Origin of the sequence: Microcystis sp. M061S2 (assembly GCF_020245605.1) — a bacterium.
Lineage (GTDB): Bacteria > Cyanobacteriota > Cyanobacteriia > Cyanobacteriales > Microcystaceae > Microcystis.
Map to the genome: position 1 here is coordinate 1 of NZ_JADBUP010000019.1, position 15,569 is coordinate 15,569.

Sequence of the window (15,569 nt, forward strand, 5' to 3'; positions counted from 1 at the left end):
AAGATGAATCATCAACCTGATTTTTACCAAATGTCTCGCCCAGAATTAAGAAAATATGTCCTCTCCCATCGAGAAGATGATGAAGCCCTAAGAATTTATATGGATAGAATGCGAACTGAATCAGGTGTAACTAGATTTACCTTTACTCCTAGTCAAGAAGACATGAAGAAATTAGAAAAATTTCTCAAGGCAAAAATGGATAAATAAAATCAATTTAACTTGCTTGTGCCAAGGCTCTACCTTTTATTCAGTGAACTGGGAGTAATGAGGTGCAGCGACTTTCTTACCCGTTCCCCCATTCCCTTATCAAACCCTAGAAATCATCGGGAATAATCCATTGGGTCGGTTGCGTCAGTTTTTTTAGTTTAGCGGCTTCTGCCATTTCTAACATCTTGTCCAAAGAAGTTTCGGCAATAAATTTAGCTGCTTCGGCGGCATGAGCTTGATTAGGACATTTATCGCCTAAAATACAACCATTTAGGCAATCTACCGCACAATTTACCTGTTTTTCCATAAAAAATCTCTTTTTCTGACTAGATTTGGTCTTTATATTCTAACCCAACTTTTTTCAGTACCCAAGCAAAATTAATTACCATCGAAAATGAGGTAATTGACCACGGCTCGACTGAGCTCACGGCCGAAGCCCACACCCTATCCCTAGGAAAAACTTTTTCAGCAAACCCTAGGTAGGTAATTATGCCAGTTAAGAAAGCGGCACGCTTAACCTTCTTGGGGTTATGGTGATGAGCAAATATTAATGTAGGGGCGCAATGCTTGCGCCATAATGTGACATTCTGAACATTTTTCGGGCAATATCCCAGAGATTCCCTATCCGGCCTCGTTGAGCGGTAGGGAGGGATAAACTTGACGCTGATTTGGTAGGAGCTAGAAAGATTGGGCTCAGAGCCTTACTTATTCGGCAAACTGGGTCAATTGCTATAGAAGTTCTCATCTAAGATTTGCTCTTGGGAGAAAGGACAAATTTGAGGATAATCATTTTCTGGGGGAATCTGAACACCAAATTGAGCTAGTTTACCTTCCTTAATTGCCACTTGACGAGCATCTGGATAAGCTTCCTCGATGGCAGTTTTTAGATAGGATTTCAGAGAAGGAGTATTGCGTAAGTTTTTCTCAATTCGCTGGCGATGCTCAATAATAGAACAATACCAGCTATCCTTCATTGATGGCGGTGCGTCATGCTGTACTTTTAATTTGAGCAAGTGAGCCAAAAGAATCATCAAATTACTTTCTAAAGTTCTTTTTTCCGATTTTCCCAACTCGGTTAACTCCTCAATTAAGTTATCAGTATCCAGCGCGGCAAATTCCCGCTTCTGTAAGTGATTAATTGTTGTTGCGAGCCAAACTTGAAAATCTTGTTCGTAGAGAGTCTTGGACATGGCCATAACTTGGTCGTTCGAGTTAATAACTGAATTGATAACTAAGGGAATACAACTAATTCTCAAAATGTTACCAATTTTAAGCTTCCCTTGTAGTTTACCAAAAAATCACCTAAAATGGCAACTATCTGTATCCCTTGCTGACTGCCTATAGCTCCCTACACCATTTTCTACTATCTTTGAGCAAACCAGCGAAAGATAAGGAATGAAAACTATGCCTTTAAGTTGGAATGAAATTAAAAATCGGGCGATTACCTTTCAAAAAGAGTGGCAAGGAGAGACTTCAGAAAAAGCAGAATCTCAATCTTTTTGGAATGAGTTTTTTCATGTCTTTGGCATTTCACGGCGTAGGTTAGCCAGTTTTGAGCAACCGATAAAAAAAGCAGATAATAAGCAGGGTTTTATTGATTTACTCTGGAAAGGAACGATTTTAGTTGAGCATAAATCGAAGGGGAAAGATTTAGAAAAAGCCCCACAACAGGCTAAGGATTATTTCCCAAATTTAAAGGAACATGAGTTACCGCGTTATATTTTAGTATCGGATTTTCAACGGTTTAAATTATATGATTTAGATTCGGGTAATCAATGGGAATTTGAATTAAGTAATTTTGTTGATAATGTTCATTTATTTGATTTTATTGCTGGTTACGAAAAGCGAGTTTATAAAGACGAAGATCCCGTCAATATTCAAGCAGCCGAGTTAATGGGAAAACTTCATGATTGCCTCAAAAAAATTGGTTATATGGGGCATGATTTGGAAGTTTATCTATTGCGTTTATTATTTTGTTTATTTGCCGATGATACGGGTATTTTTAATAAGGGGATTTTCTGGGAATATATCGATCTACATACCAAAGAAGATGGCAGTGATTTGGCGATGCACATCGCTTATATTTTTCAGGTTTTGAATACACCAGAAGAAAAAAGATTAAAAAATCTCGATGAGAATTTAACTCAATTTCCCTACATAAATGGCAAGTTATTTGAGGAGTCGTTACCTTTAGCGGCTTTTGATAGCAAGATGAGAGTCATGTTATTAGAAGCTTGTGCTTTTGATTGGGGAAAAATTTCTCCTGCTATTTTTGGTTCTATGTTTCAAGCGGTAATGAATCCAAAAGAACGACGCAATTTAGGGGCGCATTATACCTCCGAGAAGAACATTCAAAAGGTGATTAAACCATTATTTTTAGATGATTTATCCAGAGAATTTGAGAAGATTAAAGGCAATCGCAATAAATTACTAGAATTTCAGAAAAAGATTGCTAATTTATATTTTCTTGATCCTGCCTGTGGTTGCGGCAATTTTTTAATTATTACCTATCGGGAGTTACGCGATTTAGAGATTTTGGTGTTACAAGAGTTAGATAAAACGGGGCAGTTAGTAACAGATATTAGTACCATTATTCAGGTAGATGTTAATCAGTTTGCTGGTATTGAATACGATGAGTTTGCAGTGAGGGTGGCAGAGGTGGCGATGTGGTTAATTGATCATCAGATGAATATTAAAGTTAGTAATACTTTTGGTCAGTATTTTGTGCGTTTACCATTAAAGAAAGCGGCAAAGATTGTTCATGGAAATGCCTTGCGGATTGATTGGGAGGAAGTTATATCAAAAGAGAAGCTCAATTTTATTTTAGGAAATCCTCCTTTTGTTGGTGCGATGATTATGAACGATGAGCAAAGGAATGATATGGCTTATGTTTTTGACAGTGAGAAAGGAATAGGCGTTTTAGATTATGTGTGTGCATGGTATATTAAGGCTGCTCAAATAATTCAGGGCAATAGAATCAGGGTTTCTTTTGTTTCCACAAATTCTATATCTCAAGGTGAGCAAGTTGCATTACTTTGGAATATTCTTTTTCAAAAATATCAGTTAAAAATTCATTTTGTCCATCGTACTTTTAAATGGAGTAATGAAGCAAAAGGAAACGCCGCAGTTCATTGTGTAATTATTGGCTTTGGAAGTTTTAATATAACAAATAAAATTCTATTTGATTATGAAGATATTCAAGGTGAATCATTAGTCATTCAGTCTAATAATATTAATCCCTATTTGGTTGATGGAAGTGACATCATTATTTCTAACCGAAGTTTTCCTTTATCTAATGTTCCATTAATGCGTTTTGGTAGTATGCCAAGAGATGGTGGTAATTTTATTTTTACAGAACTGGAAAAAGAAGAATTTTTAAAATTAGAGCCGAAGGCAGAAAAATGGATTAGACCTTATACAGGAGCGCAAGAATTTATTAATGGTTATAGTCGCTACTGTCTATGGTTAATTGATATTTCTCCCAGGGAATTAAAGACATTACCAGAAGTCATAAAAAAAGTAGATAAGGTTAAAAATTTTAGATTAAAAAGTAAAGCTGCTTCTACTCGCAAATTTGCGGCGACACCTACTCTATTCTGTCAAATAGCACAACCCGAAACGAATTATTTACTTGTTCCCCGCGTCTCATCTGAAAGAAGAAAATATATTCCAATAGGTTTTATGAATAAAAATGTGATTGGTAATGATCAAGTTTTATTAATTCCTAATGCAAATTTATATTTATTTGGTATTCTTACTTCAGAAATGCACATGGCATGGGTTAAATATGTGTGTGGAAGATTAAAAAGTGATTATCGTTACTCAAAAGATATTGTTTATAATAACTACCCCTTTCCTGAAACTGCTACCGAAAAACAAAAACAAACCGTCGAAACTTGCGCTCAAGCTGTGCTAGATACTAGGGCAAAATATCCTGATAGTAGCCTTGCGGATTTATATGATCCTTTAACCATGCCTCCCGACTTGCTCAAAGCTCACCAAAAACTCGACAAAGCCGTTGATTTGTGTTATCGTCCCCAACCCTTTACCAATGAATTAAATCGTATTGAATACCTCTTTGAACTCTATGAAAAATTAACCGCTCCCCTACTCCCTACCAGCAAACAAAAAGCCACGAAAAGAAAAAATTATCAATAACCGAAAATGCTTGCTTGTCTGCCTTTTATTTAGTGAATAGTGAACAGTCAACAGTGGAAAAAACTGATATAGTGCTATTGGGAGTAATCAGGTACAGCGACTTTCTTACCCGTTCTCCCTTCCCCTATCAAACCCTAGAAATCATCGGGAATAATCCATTGGGTCGGTTGCGTCAGTTTTTTCAGTCTAGCGGCTTCGGCCATTTCTAACATCTTTTCCAAAGAAGTTTCGGCAATAAATTTAGCTGCTTCGGCGGCATGAGCTTGATTGGGGCATTTATCGCCTAAAATACAACCATTTAGGCAATCTACAGCACAATTTACCTGTTTTTCCCTAAAAAATCTCTTTTTCTGACTAGATTTGGCCTTTATATTTTAACCCAACTTTTTTTCAGTACCTAGGCAAAATTAATTACACATCTTGCTAATCCTTTTGGCGCTCTCAACCGTAGGTAAGTAATTATGCCAGTTAAGAAAGCGGCACTCTTAACCTTTCCCTAACCGATAAATTGCTATACATTTTAATTGTGTGAGGAGTGAGAAGAAAGCAAAGTCCTTGGGGTCGAAACACGGCAAGACTCCCAAGGGCTTTTCCATGTCTAGGGAACACTTGTCAGTCATGAACCAGCCTCAAGAGCGAGAACCTTTTGCCAGTTTAGTTTTATATCATCTCTTTAAATGGTCGTTCGTTAGCCCCACCCTACACGGCTATTTTCGCGGTCGCGTTTACGGAGTGGAAAATGTCCCCCAGCGTCATCCTCTGATTATCGTCTGCAATCACGCCAGTTACTTCGATCCACCCCTATTATCCTGTGCCGTGCGTCGTCCCGTAGCTTATATGGCTAAAGAAGAATTATTTACCATCCCGATTTTAAAACAGGCGATCGCTCTTTATGGGGCCTATCCCGTCAAACGCAGCAGTGGTGATCGCGGGGCAATTCGGGCGGCGATGGCAGCCTTAGCAGCGGGCTGGGCAGTGGGAGTGTTTCTGGAGGGAACCCGCACCGAGGACGGATTAATCCATCAACCAAAACTAGGCGCGGCGATGATTGCCGCTAAAGCGGGAGTTCCCCTGTTACCCGTCAGTTTGTGGGGGACAGAAAAGATTTTTCCAAAAGGTTCTTCTTTTCCCCATAGTATTCCCTTAACTATTCGCATCGGGGAAGTGCTGCCGCCACCGATTTCTAGCAAAAGAGAAGCTTTACAGGCAGTTACCGAGCGCTGTGCCGAAATTATTAACGGATTACACGCCCTCGGACGCTAAATTGACCTTTTAAACAGGATTTAGTCTTAGATTTCTTTCCCCGACACTTTCAAGTCGGGAATCTAGGCTAAAATTGGCATAACTCGACCATCGCCTCGACCATGTTCTTTTTTGTCCTCGGCTTCAATCTAGGCTTAACTTTATTTAATTGCTTTCTAGTCTGGAAATTGTGGCAATTGCGGCGGATTTTAGGGCGAGTAACCAAAATTTTAAACCGGGTGGAACGACGTTTACACCACATTTTTTACCCCGCCCCCGAATATATTCTCATCGCCGGGGCGAAAACCTATTATCTCCGACAAAACTATCAACGCATCTGCGGACAGATACAGATACTGCAATCCCTATTCTTGACCTTCTCCCTGATTATCCGTTACTGGCAGCGTCAATCCCGTCAACGCCGTCGCCTCTGGTCGCTAAAATTGAGCAAAATCTCTAGCAATCAAGCAGCTAACAGCGATCGCTAACCAAAGTAATACACAAGTACGGGTTAAATACAAAGCCTGTTCGACGGTTTTAACGGTAATCGGGTTGAGGTTATCGCCTAATAAAGGTTTTTCCACAATCTGGCCCCGATATTGATTTTTCCCCCCCAATTGCACCCCCAAAATCGCCCCATAGACGCATTCACTCCAACCGGAATTAGGACTAGGATCCCGACGGGCATCGCGCCAACAAATGCTTAAAACCCGCCCCGGCCGGCCCGAAATTAGGGCGAGAGTTAATACCGTCAAACGACAAGGTAGCCATGTCAAAACATCCTCGCTTTTGGCACTAAACCAACCCATATGGGTGTAGGGTGGCCGACGATAGCCAATCATCGAATCGAGGGTACTAGCGGCTTTATAAGCGCAAGCGAGGGGCACTGGTCCCACCCCCAGAAAAGCACCGAGAAGGGCATAAAAAAGCGGCGCGGTAACTCCATCGACACCATTTTCACTGACGGTTTCTAATAGGGCGCGGAGGATTTCTTCCTGGCCGAGATTATCTGTGTCGCGACCAACGTATAAACTTAGTTGGCAACGAGCTAAGGTGATATTTTCAGCTTGTAAAGGTGCGATGACGGTTTCGGCAGCCCTGCGTAAACTTCTACCGGCTAAACAACTGGCCAAGAGAATCATTTGTACTAGGTAACTCAGCAGCAAATTGACCTGACCTAACCATTCGATTCCTAGCCAAGTTAAGACCCCGGCCAAGATAATTAAACCTAGTCCCAGAATTATGCCCGCTAAACGTTGGCGAATTTTTTCCCGCGTCCAATTAAGGATAACTTTTGTGGCAACGGCAATAATCGCCCCCATCACCTGCACTGGATGAATCCATCCCCAAGGATCGCCGACCAGATAATCTAAAACTGCCCCTAATACTAAAATGATCGCCGTTGCCGTTTCCTTCACAATTACTCCCTTTTCCCATCGATATCCCGAATTTTCTCAATATTGTCTTCCCAGTTAGCCCCATCAAAGAACTGGATCTGAAAATCGCCTAAGACATTGCCATCCAAACAGCGCAGGTTTATATCTATAGCGTCAGGATGGGAGCGGGGACGATAGAAAGGATGAATACCACAAACACGACAAAAATAATGTTGGGCCCTGTGGGTATTAAATGTATAGGTACTTAAGAAATCTTCACCGCTTAGGAGGGTAAATTGTGCTGAAGGAACAATCAGATGCAGAAAGCCTTTTTTCTGACAAATGGAACAATTACAGTCTAGAGCTTGATCATGCTCGATCGCCACTTGAAAACGGATCGCTCCACAGTGACAACCTCCCCCATAAATCTTTGCTTGAGTTGTTGCTGTCATAACTTCTAAACTACTAAACGATAAAGCTGGTTTCCTCTCCCCTAGCGGCGATCCAGCTACGCGCATCGTAGTATAAATCCGCTAAGGTAATCTTCCCCAGGGCCTCTTTTAATTTCTCGTGGAGGTGTTTCCAGATAGTAAATGTCACCCAATCTTCTGCCTGTTCGTCCCTGGGATGATAGCCTGATAATGGCTCGATCGTCTCTCCCACGGCCTCCAAAATTTGCCCCAACGAGATACGATTTGCCGGCCTGGCCAATTGATAACCCCCTTGCGATCCCCGAAAGGAACGAACTAACCCCGCTCGTCGCATTTCTATCAGCAATTTCTCTAGATAAGCAGCCGGGATATCTTGACGCAGGGCGATCGATTTTACCGATACGGGAGTTCCCCTCGGTTGTAAACTAAGATCCAGCAAGGCTTTAACACTATAGTGACCCCTAGTTGTTAGCTTCATTATCCCTCATTTTTACCTCTTTATCTCTATCCTAGCCCCTGCTCTCATTGATGACAGAAAGGCTAACCTCCCTTACCCCGGCATCTCGATCAACATTGATAAATTCTGTTAAGATTTTGATCGAGAGATAGAGTGTAATCAATTACAATCAATTTCCTCAAGCAAGTGATAATTTTTAGTTTATACCGTGTAAGATGAGTGTAGAGATCAATCGTAACCCGATTGTTTCTGGTCAGGGGGAGCAATTCTCCTCGACTAGCCTTGATGACCCTAACCTTTATTTATCTGCCGCGAACTTAAATGAACAAAACTACCAATCCAGAACCCCTGACCGGCCTCGAACTAATTGAGAAAGTTAAACAGCTAGGCAACCTCAGCAAAGAAGAAAAAGCCCGGGAATGCGGCTACTATACCATGACAAAAAATGGTATTGAACGCGTTAATATGATGAAATTTCTCAATGCTTTAATCGATGCCGAGGGGATTGACTTAGATAGCAGTGCCAATGGACACGGACGAGGTGGGCGCTCGGCCAGCTACCGGATCAGTGTCCAATCAAATAATAATCTCCTGATCGGTTCGGCCTACACCAAAAAAATGGGACTTAAACCGGGAGATGAATTTGAAATTACTTTGGGGAGAAAACATATTCATCTCAAGCAAGTTGGCGCCAGCGACGACGACGAATAGCAATAATTAAGGAGAGAGCCGTTTAACTCTCTCCTTGCAGATAGGGTCTGCTGAAAAATTCGCTCCAGAAATCATGCTATTGAATGCCACTGATTTGTCGCCCAATTGATAAGTTTTACTTAGGCAAAACAACTTTAAACATAATTTTTATTAAAGAGAAGGACTATCTTAGTTCATTTGTTCGCAAAAAAAGCCAGAAAGACAAAAAAAGCCCAAAAAAACTGCCGAAGCAGTTGGGAAAGATTGACAACCAAAAAGATAATAGCAAGGACAGTTCCTGAAGTTTCAGGTAGTTTTGTCATGACCAGATTGAAACTAAATCCTCTCTGAGCTTGTCCGGATTTTCTGGGAGCATCTCAGATGTGCAGAAATAACGACAATCAACAATGATCAGTCATCCTTAAATTAGTACAAATGCCACGAAGCCGCATCTAAGCATCCCACTGCAAAAGCTAATCAGCGGCGGGATTGAGGAAAAAATCGCCAATAACGGCCAATTTTAGCAGAGAGTTTCTCTTGAAAAATCCCCACTGAGTAGATTGACAAAAATCAGATGCAGCCGTGGGTAAAGACTCTAATTCACTCGATCCCGAAAGTTACCGAAACGACCGCGGTAATATCTTTGTCGATGGAGGAGGTGTCGTAAATTCCCGAATCGCTCACGTCAGTGGAATTGCGCGAGGTGATCTGAAAAACTCCCGTTTTCGCATCGCGCACCCTTCCCACCCGACTGCCAGTACTACTAGCGATCGCCTCAGCCCTCGCTCTCGCATCTTTGGTCGCCGCCGCCACCATTTCCACCCGCAGCTTATCCAATTGGGTGTAAAGATATTGGGGAGGTTCAGAGACGAGGCTAATTCCCTCCTCGATCAATTCCGTTACCTGCCTAGAAAGTTCCGTGTAACGGGCCACATCGCTCGCTCGGATCTCGAAGCGTTGGGTGAGACGATAGGCGAGAATTTGCCCAGTTTCCTGGCCGTTAGCTGTTACTTCGGGAATCGCCATCGTCTCGATCGCGTTAGTGGTGATTGCGTCCTCCGGAACTTGTTTTTCTTTGAGATAAGCTCGTATCCGCTGGGTTTGCCGGATCAGATCGCGGTACGCGTCCCGGGCGGTGGGTTGTTGACTGGAAACCGATAAACGCCAGAGAAGATAATCGGATGTAATCGCCCTTTTTGCCGAACCGGTCACGACAAAAACATCGCTCGCCCGTTTCACCGCCAAGAACGAGCGCGCCGCTATCCACGAACTCAAGACGAGAGCGATCGATAGCACCGATAAACCCGCGAATACCTGTGGGAAACGTTGGAATATAGAACTGTCTTTCATCATCCCCCATCCTAGAAATCCGACGTTTCTATCCTATGCTAGTAGCGAGTGCCTTGAAATTATTATTTACAAAAATCAATGGAGGTCGAAATCTGACGGGGAACTTTCCCTTCCCCAAAAACTCCCTATCGCTGGCTGCGATAACGCCCGATAAGTTCAGCTTGACCATGGAATGGGCTTTATCCCCCTCTGTTTAACCCGAACTGTGGTTAAATAAATACTTCGCCGAAAAAGGTTTCAGCGAAGTACCACAATAGTCAGTGACCAGTTATCAGTTATCAGTACCTTTACTATAACACCTTTGATCCAAAAATCATAGCTTGGTGCAGAAAAAAGGCCAAAAATAAATACTTCGCCGAAAAAGGTTCCAGCGAAGTACCACAATAGTCAGTGACCAGTTATCAGTTATCAGTACCTTTACTATAACACCCTTTTTCGATCACTGCAAACTTTTTTCAAATTTTAGGCCAAGAATTTTGGACCCAAACCGACTTTCGGCGCGTACACCGCCCGATCGCCCAATTCTTCTTCGATGCGTAATAAGCGATTATACTTAGCCACCCGTTCACTGCGACTGAGAGAACCAGTTTTAATCTGTCCAGCATTAGTAGCCACCGCCAGATCCGCGATCGTGGTGTCTTCCGTTTCTCCGGAACGATGACTAATTACAGAACGATAACCGTGACGGGTAGCTAGGGCGATCGTTTGTAGGGTTTCCGTCAAAGAACCGATCTGATTGAGTTTAATCAGGATCGAGTTAGCAATACCCAGATCGATCGCTCTTTGCAGACGGATGGGATTAGTCACCATCAAATCATCGCCCACCAACTGAATCCGCGCCCCCAGTTTATCGGTCAATAATTTCCAGTTATCCCAATCTTCCTCGTGTAAACCGTCTTCAATAGAAATAATCGGGTAGCGATCGACTAAACTAGCCAAAAAATCCACCATTTCGGCGGGAGAATGGGAAGAACCATCGTAGATGTATTGACCATCCTTATAGAATTCACTGGCGGCCACATCCATAGCCAAAGCCACCTGCGACCCCGGTTTATAACCAGCACGTTCGATCGATTCGATTAAAATATCCAAAGCTTCCTGATTTGAACCCAAATTCGGAGCATAACCGCCCTCATCGCCCACACCGGTCAGTAATTTGCGTTCGTGCAAGGCCTTACCCAAAGCGGCGAATACTTCCGCCCCCCAACGCAAACCTTCCTTAAAAGAATCGGCCCCGATGGGGAAGATCATAAACTCCTGAAAATCGACGTTATTATCGGCGTGAGAACCACCATTGATCACGTTCATCATCGGCACGGGTAGCACATTGGCCATCGGGCCACCGAGATAACGATAGAGAGGCAAGCCCAGATCCGCCGCCGCTGCTTTGGCCGTAGCCAGAGAGACGGCTAGGATAGCATTAGCCCCTAATTCTCGTTTATTGGCCGTGCCATCGCGATCAATCATAGCTAAATCGATACTAGCTTGGTCGAAAGCATTCATCCCCTCCAAAACCGGGACGATTTTTTCGTGGACATTGCGAACCGCTTTCAGGACTCCCTTACCACCGTAACGCTGGGGATCATCATCGCGCAATTCGTGGGCTTCAAAACTGCCCGTAGAAGCGCCACTGGGAACCTGGGCCAAACCCATCGCCCCCGATTCTAACAGCACTTCGGCTTCGATCGTGGGACGGCCGCGGGAATCTAGAATCTCCCTAGCTGCGATCGCTTCGATGGGAACTTCGATTTTATCTAACATAACTTATCGTCTCCAACTCAATTTACGGGGTAATTTCGGCTGATTACTAATTGCCTAAAGGGAAATCCACGTTGACAATCTGCTTTTGATCATCAAAAACGAGGATTAAAGTATCCGTCAGTTTTTCAAATTGAATCGTCACCAACACCAAATCCACGCCGTCCGTATCCGAACCTTTTCTGACCTGAGTTCCCACAACCCGACGCACGGGGCCGGTACGCTTAAGTAAATTTTCCCAAGCGCCTTGCACTCTGGTGGGGAAAACCTCAGCTTTGAGAAAAGGGTGTAGATAGCCTCGGGCCAGGCCGTAGTCTTTATTGGCCAAGGCCGTGACAAAAGCGGTGCCAATCTCAGAAATACTGCGAAATTCGGGAAAATCTGCGGCAACTATCTGACCTGACTGGTTAAAGGTAATTACCACATCTTCAGTGAGTTTCTCAAATTCAACGGTGACAATCACCAAATTGGCATTGATAGCATCGAGTAGCTTGCTTTTGACAATGCGCTTAAACGGTCCAGTATTGTCAGTGACTTGGCTTTCCCAGACCTTTTGCAGTTTTTCGGCAGTCCAGAGGGGTTTTAGTTGGGGTGACAAAGCTGCAATAACTTTACCGTATTGTTTAGTTCCCAACCATTCTACTAACTGCCGAGCTTGCTTTTCTTCCCGAACGGGATCACCAAGAGCGATCGCATTCGGTTCTGGGTTCGCCTGTACTGGTGAAACGCTGAACGGGGTCCAAGGCAGGGAAAAACCAATTAAACACAAAGAGAGAATCGATACCCGTTTCGCTAATGAAAGCCGCATCATTTCAGCTATTGCTCCGCAAATAAATAACGTTTTTCGACTTGACGATTGAATTGATGCCATTGTTCATTAGTTAAAGCATTCAAGATCGCTCGATCGGGTAATATCTCTCCCCTTGTTATACTGGTTTAACGATTAAAACTACCGCCGAACGCGCTTGCACCCGATAGGTTTCCGATTCAATAGCAGCTGCGGCATCTAAATCACAGGCTGCCTCGGACAATTGCCCAGCAGTATCGATGACACGATGCCATTTTTCCTCTGGGAATAGGGGGGGTAACTGGAAGTCGAGAGATTCCCAGTAAGCGTTCAGCATAATGTGTAAATACTCATTTGCCTTGGGATGACGCAGGGAAAAAGCTAAACTGCGGGAATCTTCCGACCAATCGGGTTTACTCAACTGTACGCCATGCCAACTGAGATGGGGTTCAAGACTGGTATAGGTGACTTCTAGCAATTTTTCTTGACGGAAAAGAGCTAATTTTTTATTAAAATCGATCAGTCTCCTTACGAAACACCAAAGATCGAACTCTTGCTCTACCGCACTCCAATCGAACCAACTTAACTGGTTATCCTGACAATAGGCGTTATTGTTGCCCTTTTGGGTGCGTCGCACTTCGTCCCCCATCAACAGCATAGGTGTTCCTTGGGAAATGAACAGGATCGTTAAGAGATTTTTTATTTGTTGCAGTCGCAGGGTTTTAATCGCCTCGTTATTGGTTTCCCCTTCTATCCCACAATTCCAGCTAAAATTATCGTTGCAACCGTCCCGATTCTTCTCGCCGTTAGCCTCGTTGTGTTTCTCGTCGTAGGACACTAGATCGTTAAGGGTAAAGCCATCATGACAGGTAACAAAATTTATACTTCTATTGACATCGTTGTCAGGTCTGTGGTATATGTCGGGGCTTCCTAAAATCCGCGCCGCTAATTTGCTGACTATGCCGGTATCTCCCCGGACAAAAGCGCGCACATCATCGCGAAAAGGACCATTCCACTCGGAAAACCAATCGGCAAATTCGACAAATTGACCGACACTATACAATCCTGCCGCATCCCAAGCTTCGGCGATTAATTTTGTGCCGGCTAAGACCGGATCCGATTCGATCGCCCAGATCATGTTATAACCTTTTTGCAGGATCGGTTCCCCGTCCACATTGCGCGATAATACGGCCGCCAGGTCAAAGCGAAAACCATCGACGTGCATTTCCGACACCCAATAGCGCAAACAATCGAGAATCATTTTGCCAACAATCGGATGACTGCCCTTGAGGGTGTTACCACAGCCGGTATAGTTGCTATAGAGGCTTTTATCTTCCCCGTCGAGGATGTAGTAGGTGCGATTATCGATACCTTTCAAGGAAAGAGTCGGCCCGGTTTCGTCCCCCTCGGCGGTATGATTGAAAACCACATCGAGAATCACTTCAATCCCCGCTTTGTGTAAAGCTTTCACCAGATCCCGAAATTCATTCAAAGGACCCAGGGGTGAGCGATCGCTACTGTAACCGGCATGGGGCGCAAAAAAGCCGATCGTGCTATAACCCCAATAGTTAGTTAACCCCGGCATAGCGGCAGCGGGATCAAAGTAATGAATCGGTAACAATTCCACGGCAGTAATGCCTAGGTTTTTTAAATAGGGTATTTTTTCGATTAATCCCGCAAAAGTACCTCTTTTTTCCTCGCTAACCCCGGAATTCGGGTTACGAGTAAAGCCACCGACGTGCATTTCGTAGATAAAACTGGCAGAGTAGGGAGTGCGTAGCGGTGCGTCATCTTCCCAATCGTAGCAGCCCGGATCCACTACCAGACCCCGCAAAGCTCGATGACAATTATCGCCTTTTTCGCTGGCAGCTTGTCGATCATAAATTTCCGCACCGACAATCGCTTTCGCATAGGGATCGAGAACTACTTTATCAGGATCGAAGCGATGACCCTGGGCCGGATTATCCGGACCATAGACTCGATAAGCATACACTTGACCGACTCCAATCCCGTGAACGAAAATATGCCAATAGAAAAAGGTGCGGTTTGTTTGCGGGGTGAGGAGAATAGTCCGGCTAGGTACGGGAGAATTAGTATCATCAAATAATAATAATTCGATCGCAGTGGCATACTTAGAAAATAGTGAGAAGTTGACACCATCGGCCAAGACAGTCGCACCGACGGGATGGCTTTTACCGTGATCGGTTTCTAAGGTCATTGTCAAGAGATAAGAAGTGATTAGGAGTAGTATAAGATTATTCGGCGTTTTTGAATCAAGCTATGAATGCTAACTGTGTATCGCATCCAAAAGTTAGTTGGGGTCTAGGTTTTAAAAATCTCACCTAAGAAGATTCAGAACTCAAATTAGCAACGCCAGATTTTAATGGAGATGGTGTGATTAATTTCTAAGACCTTGCCCCGTTCAATAAAGCTCTCAATTTTCCGAGCAATCAAGAAAAAAATATAGGAGTTTTAAATGACCTTTACCGAAGATTTTAGGCTTGATTAAGCCAATTAATTAAGTCAGCTTGACTCTCAAAGTCTAGTAATGCTTCTCCTAAGTCTTCTAATTTTTCTACTGAGAGTTTTTGGATAGTTTCGGTGATATGCGGGGTCAGTGGACCAAAACGTCGCTTTAGTTGACGTAGCACTAACTTGGATGCTTCTTTTTGAAGTCCGATAGCTTCTCCTTGTTGAATAGCTTTTTCTCTATCTTGTTCGTATAAAGGGGCTAAACGCATAATAAATTTACTCTCTTCCTGGGTTCTTTTTGGTAAGGCTTGCAAGTTCCTACTCAAATTGTATAATAATTTTAAGGCAGCTGATTTGAAAGGATGATTAGAAGATAATGCCTCTAATTCATCAATCGCTCTGCTTCTGGTTCCTCCTCTACCTAATAATCTTAACCAAAGGGTTTCAGGGGTTTCAGGTAATTGATGCAGGACAATAATGGCTGTGGTTAATGCTGGGGCTAAAAAATAAATTCCTTCTCCCCAATCTGGATGATTGAGAGCGGAAAAAGCAGTTATAATTCTTTGACTGGCCGTAGGAGTTAGTATCCATAGTCTAGGGATATTTTCTGCTAATAAGGGTTGTTGATTGCGGTGAGCTTC

Annotated in this window: 16 protein-coding genes and 1 pseudogene; 5 read left to right on the plus strand and 12 right to left on the minus strand. The window is 43.3% G+C overall.

The features are described 5' to 3' along the window. The coding region (locus tag IM475_RS03785) for a DUF6887 family protein (RefSeq protein ID WP_287726740.1) at positions 1 to 207 on the plus strand (207 nt) is incomplete at its 5' end. A gap of 106 nt (positions 208 to 313) precedes the next feature. Here the strand turns inward: IM475_RS03785 and IM475_RS03790 are convergent. Continuing rightward, a complete protein-coding gene (locus IM475_RS03790) occupies positions 314 to 514 on the minus strand; it encodes a hypothetical protein (protein WP_149988456.1) in 201 nt (66 codons plus the stop codon). Between the two features lie 415 nt (positions 515 to 929). Next, positions 930 to 1,397 carry a DUF29 domain-containing protein gene (locus IM475_RS03795; RefSeq protein WP_287659122.1) on the minus strand — a complete coding sequence of 156 codons (468 nt, stop codon included), beginning with the start codon at positions 1,395 to 1,397 and terminating at the stop codon, positions 930 to 932. A gap of 214 nt (positions 1,398 to 1,611) precedes the next feature. On the opposite strand from IM475_RS03795, the gene IM475_RS03800 reads away from it, so the two are divergent. Then, positions 1,612 to 4,365 carry a DNA methyltransferase gene (locus IM475_RS03800; RefSeq protein WP_287726741.1) on the plus strand — a complete coding sequence of 918 codons (2,754 nt, stop codon included), beginning with the start codon at positions 1,612 to 1,614 and terminating at the stop codon, positions 4,363 to 4,365. A 134-nt stretch (positions 4,366 to 4,499) separates the two neighbouring features. Here IM475_RS03800 and IM475_RS03805 read toward each other — a convergent pair whose 3' ends face one another. Beyond that, a complete protein-coding gene (locus IM475_RS03805; protein WP_287659494.1) occupies positions 4,500 to 4,736 on the minus strand; it encodes a hypothetical protein in 237 nt (78 codons plus the stop codon). Between the two features lie 223 nt (positions 4,737 to 4,959). Here IM475_RS03805 and IM475_RS03810 point away from each other — a divergent pair, with 223 nt between their 5' ends. Both IM475_RS03810 and IM475_RS03815 read left to right on the plus strand, forming a co-directional pair. Continuing rightward, positions 4,960 to 5,628 carry a lysophospholipid acyltransferase family protein gene (locus IM475_RS03810; RefSeq protein ID WP_287659485.1) on the plus strand — a complete coding sequence of 223 codons (669 nt, stop codon included), beginning with the start codon at positions 4,960 to 4,962 and terminating at the stop codon, positions 5,626 to 5,628. 101 nt (positions 5,629 to 5,729) lie between these two features. Continuing rightward, positions 5,730 to 6,095, plus strand: coding sequence for a hypothetical protein (locus IM475_RS03815; RefSeq protein ID WP_287726742.1), 366 nt, complete (start codon positions 5,730 to 5,732; stop codon positions 6,093 to 6,095). Here the strand turns inward: IM475_RS03815 and cbiB are convergent. From cbiB to IM475_RS03830, 3 genes are read right to left on the minus strand one after another with little or no spacing between them, the layout of a single operon-like run. Further along, positions 6,045 to 7,025, minus strand: a complete 981-nt coding sequence (gene cbiB / locus IM475_RS03820; RefSeq protein WP_287726743.1) for an adenosylcobinamide-phosphate synthase CbiB — start codon at positions 7,023 to 7,025, stop codon at positions 6,045 to 6,047. The two genes, IM475_RS03815 and cbiB, sit on opposite strands and share 51 nt — an antisense overlap. A 2-nt stretch (positions 7,026 to 7,027) precedes the next feature. Then, complete coding sequence (locus IM475_RS03825; RefSeq protein ID WP_287726744.1) at positions 7,028 to 7,501, minus strand: GFA family protein; 474 nt, start codon at positions 7,499 to 7,501, stop codon at positions 7,028 to 7,030. Continuing rightward, positions 7,449 to 7,892, minus strand: coding sequence for an Rrf2 family transcriptional regulator (locus IM475_RS03830; protein ID WP_002738021.1), 444 nt, complete (start codon positions 7,890 to 7,892; stop codon positions 7,449 to 7,451). Before IM475_RS03830 ends, IM475_RS03825 begins: the two co-directional genes overlap by 53 nt. A 300-nt stretch (positions 7,893 to 8,192) precedes the next feature. On the opposite strand from IM475_RS03830, the gene IM475_RS03835 reads away from it, so the two are divergent. Further along, positions 8,193 to 8,582 (plus strand): AbrB family transcriptional regulator, encoded by a 390-nt coding sequence (locus tag IM475_RS03835; RefSeq protein WP_002798186.1) that lies wholly within the window; start codon positions 8,193 to 8,195, stop codon positions 8,580 to 8,582. Positions 8,583 to 8,755: 173 nt separating this feature from the next. On the opposite strand, the pseudogene IM475_RS03840 reads toward IM475_RS03835, so the two are convergent. From IM475_RS03840 to IM475_RS03865, 6 genes and pseudogenes are all read right to left on the minus strand, one after another. Further along, positions 8,756 to 8,926 (minus strand): annotated as a pseudogene (locus IM475_RS03840) (transposase family protein); the annotation flags it as partial. Between the two features lie 235 nt (positions 8,927 to 9,161). Next, complete coding sequence (locus IM475_RS03845) at positions 9,162 to 9,911, minus strand: SIMPL domain-containing protein (protein ID WP_287726745.1); 750 nt, start codon at positions 9,909 to 9,911, stop codon at positions 9,162 to 9,164. A gap of 462 nt (positions 9,912 to 10,373) precedes the next feature. Further along, positions 10,374 to 11,672, minus strand: a complete 1,299-nt coding sequence (gene eno / locus IM475_RS03850; RefSeq protein ID WP_002802932.1) for a phosphopyruvate hydratase — start codon at positions 11,670 to 11,672, stop codon at positions 10,374 to 10,376. Positions 11,673 to 11,718: 46 nt separating this feature from the next. Continuing rightward, positions 11,719 to 12,480 (minus strand): DUF3887 domain-containing protein, encoded by a 762-nt coding sequence (locus IM475_RS03855; protein WP_287726746.1) that lies wholly within the window; start codon positions 12,478 to 12,480, stop codon positions 11,719 to 11,721. A 115-nt stretch (positions 12,481 to 12,595) separates the two neighbouring features. Then, on the minus strand, positions 12,596 to 14,674 hold the full coding sequence (gene glgX / locus IM475_RS03860; RefSeq protein WP_287726747.1) for a glycogen debranching protein GlgX: 2,079 nt from the start codon (positions 14,672 to 14,674) through the stop codon (positions 12,596 to 12,598). Between the two features lie 277 nt (positions 14,675 to 14,951). After that, positions 14,952 to 15,569 (minus strand): DUF4351 domain-containing protein (locus IM475_RS03865; RefSeq protein WP_287726748.1); only part of this gene is annotated, 618 nt, incomplete at its 5' end.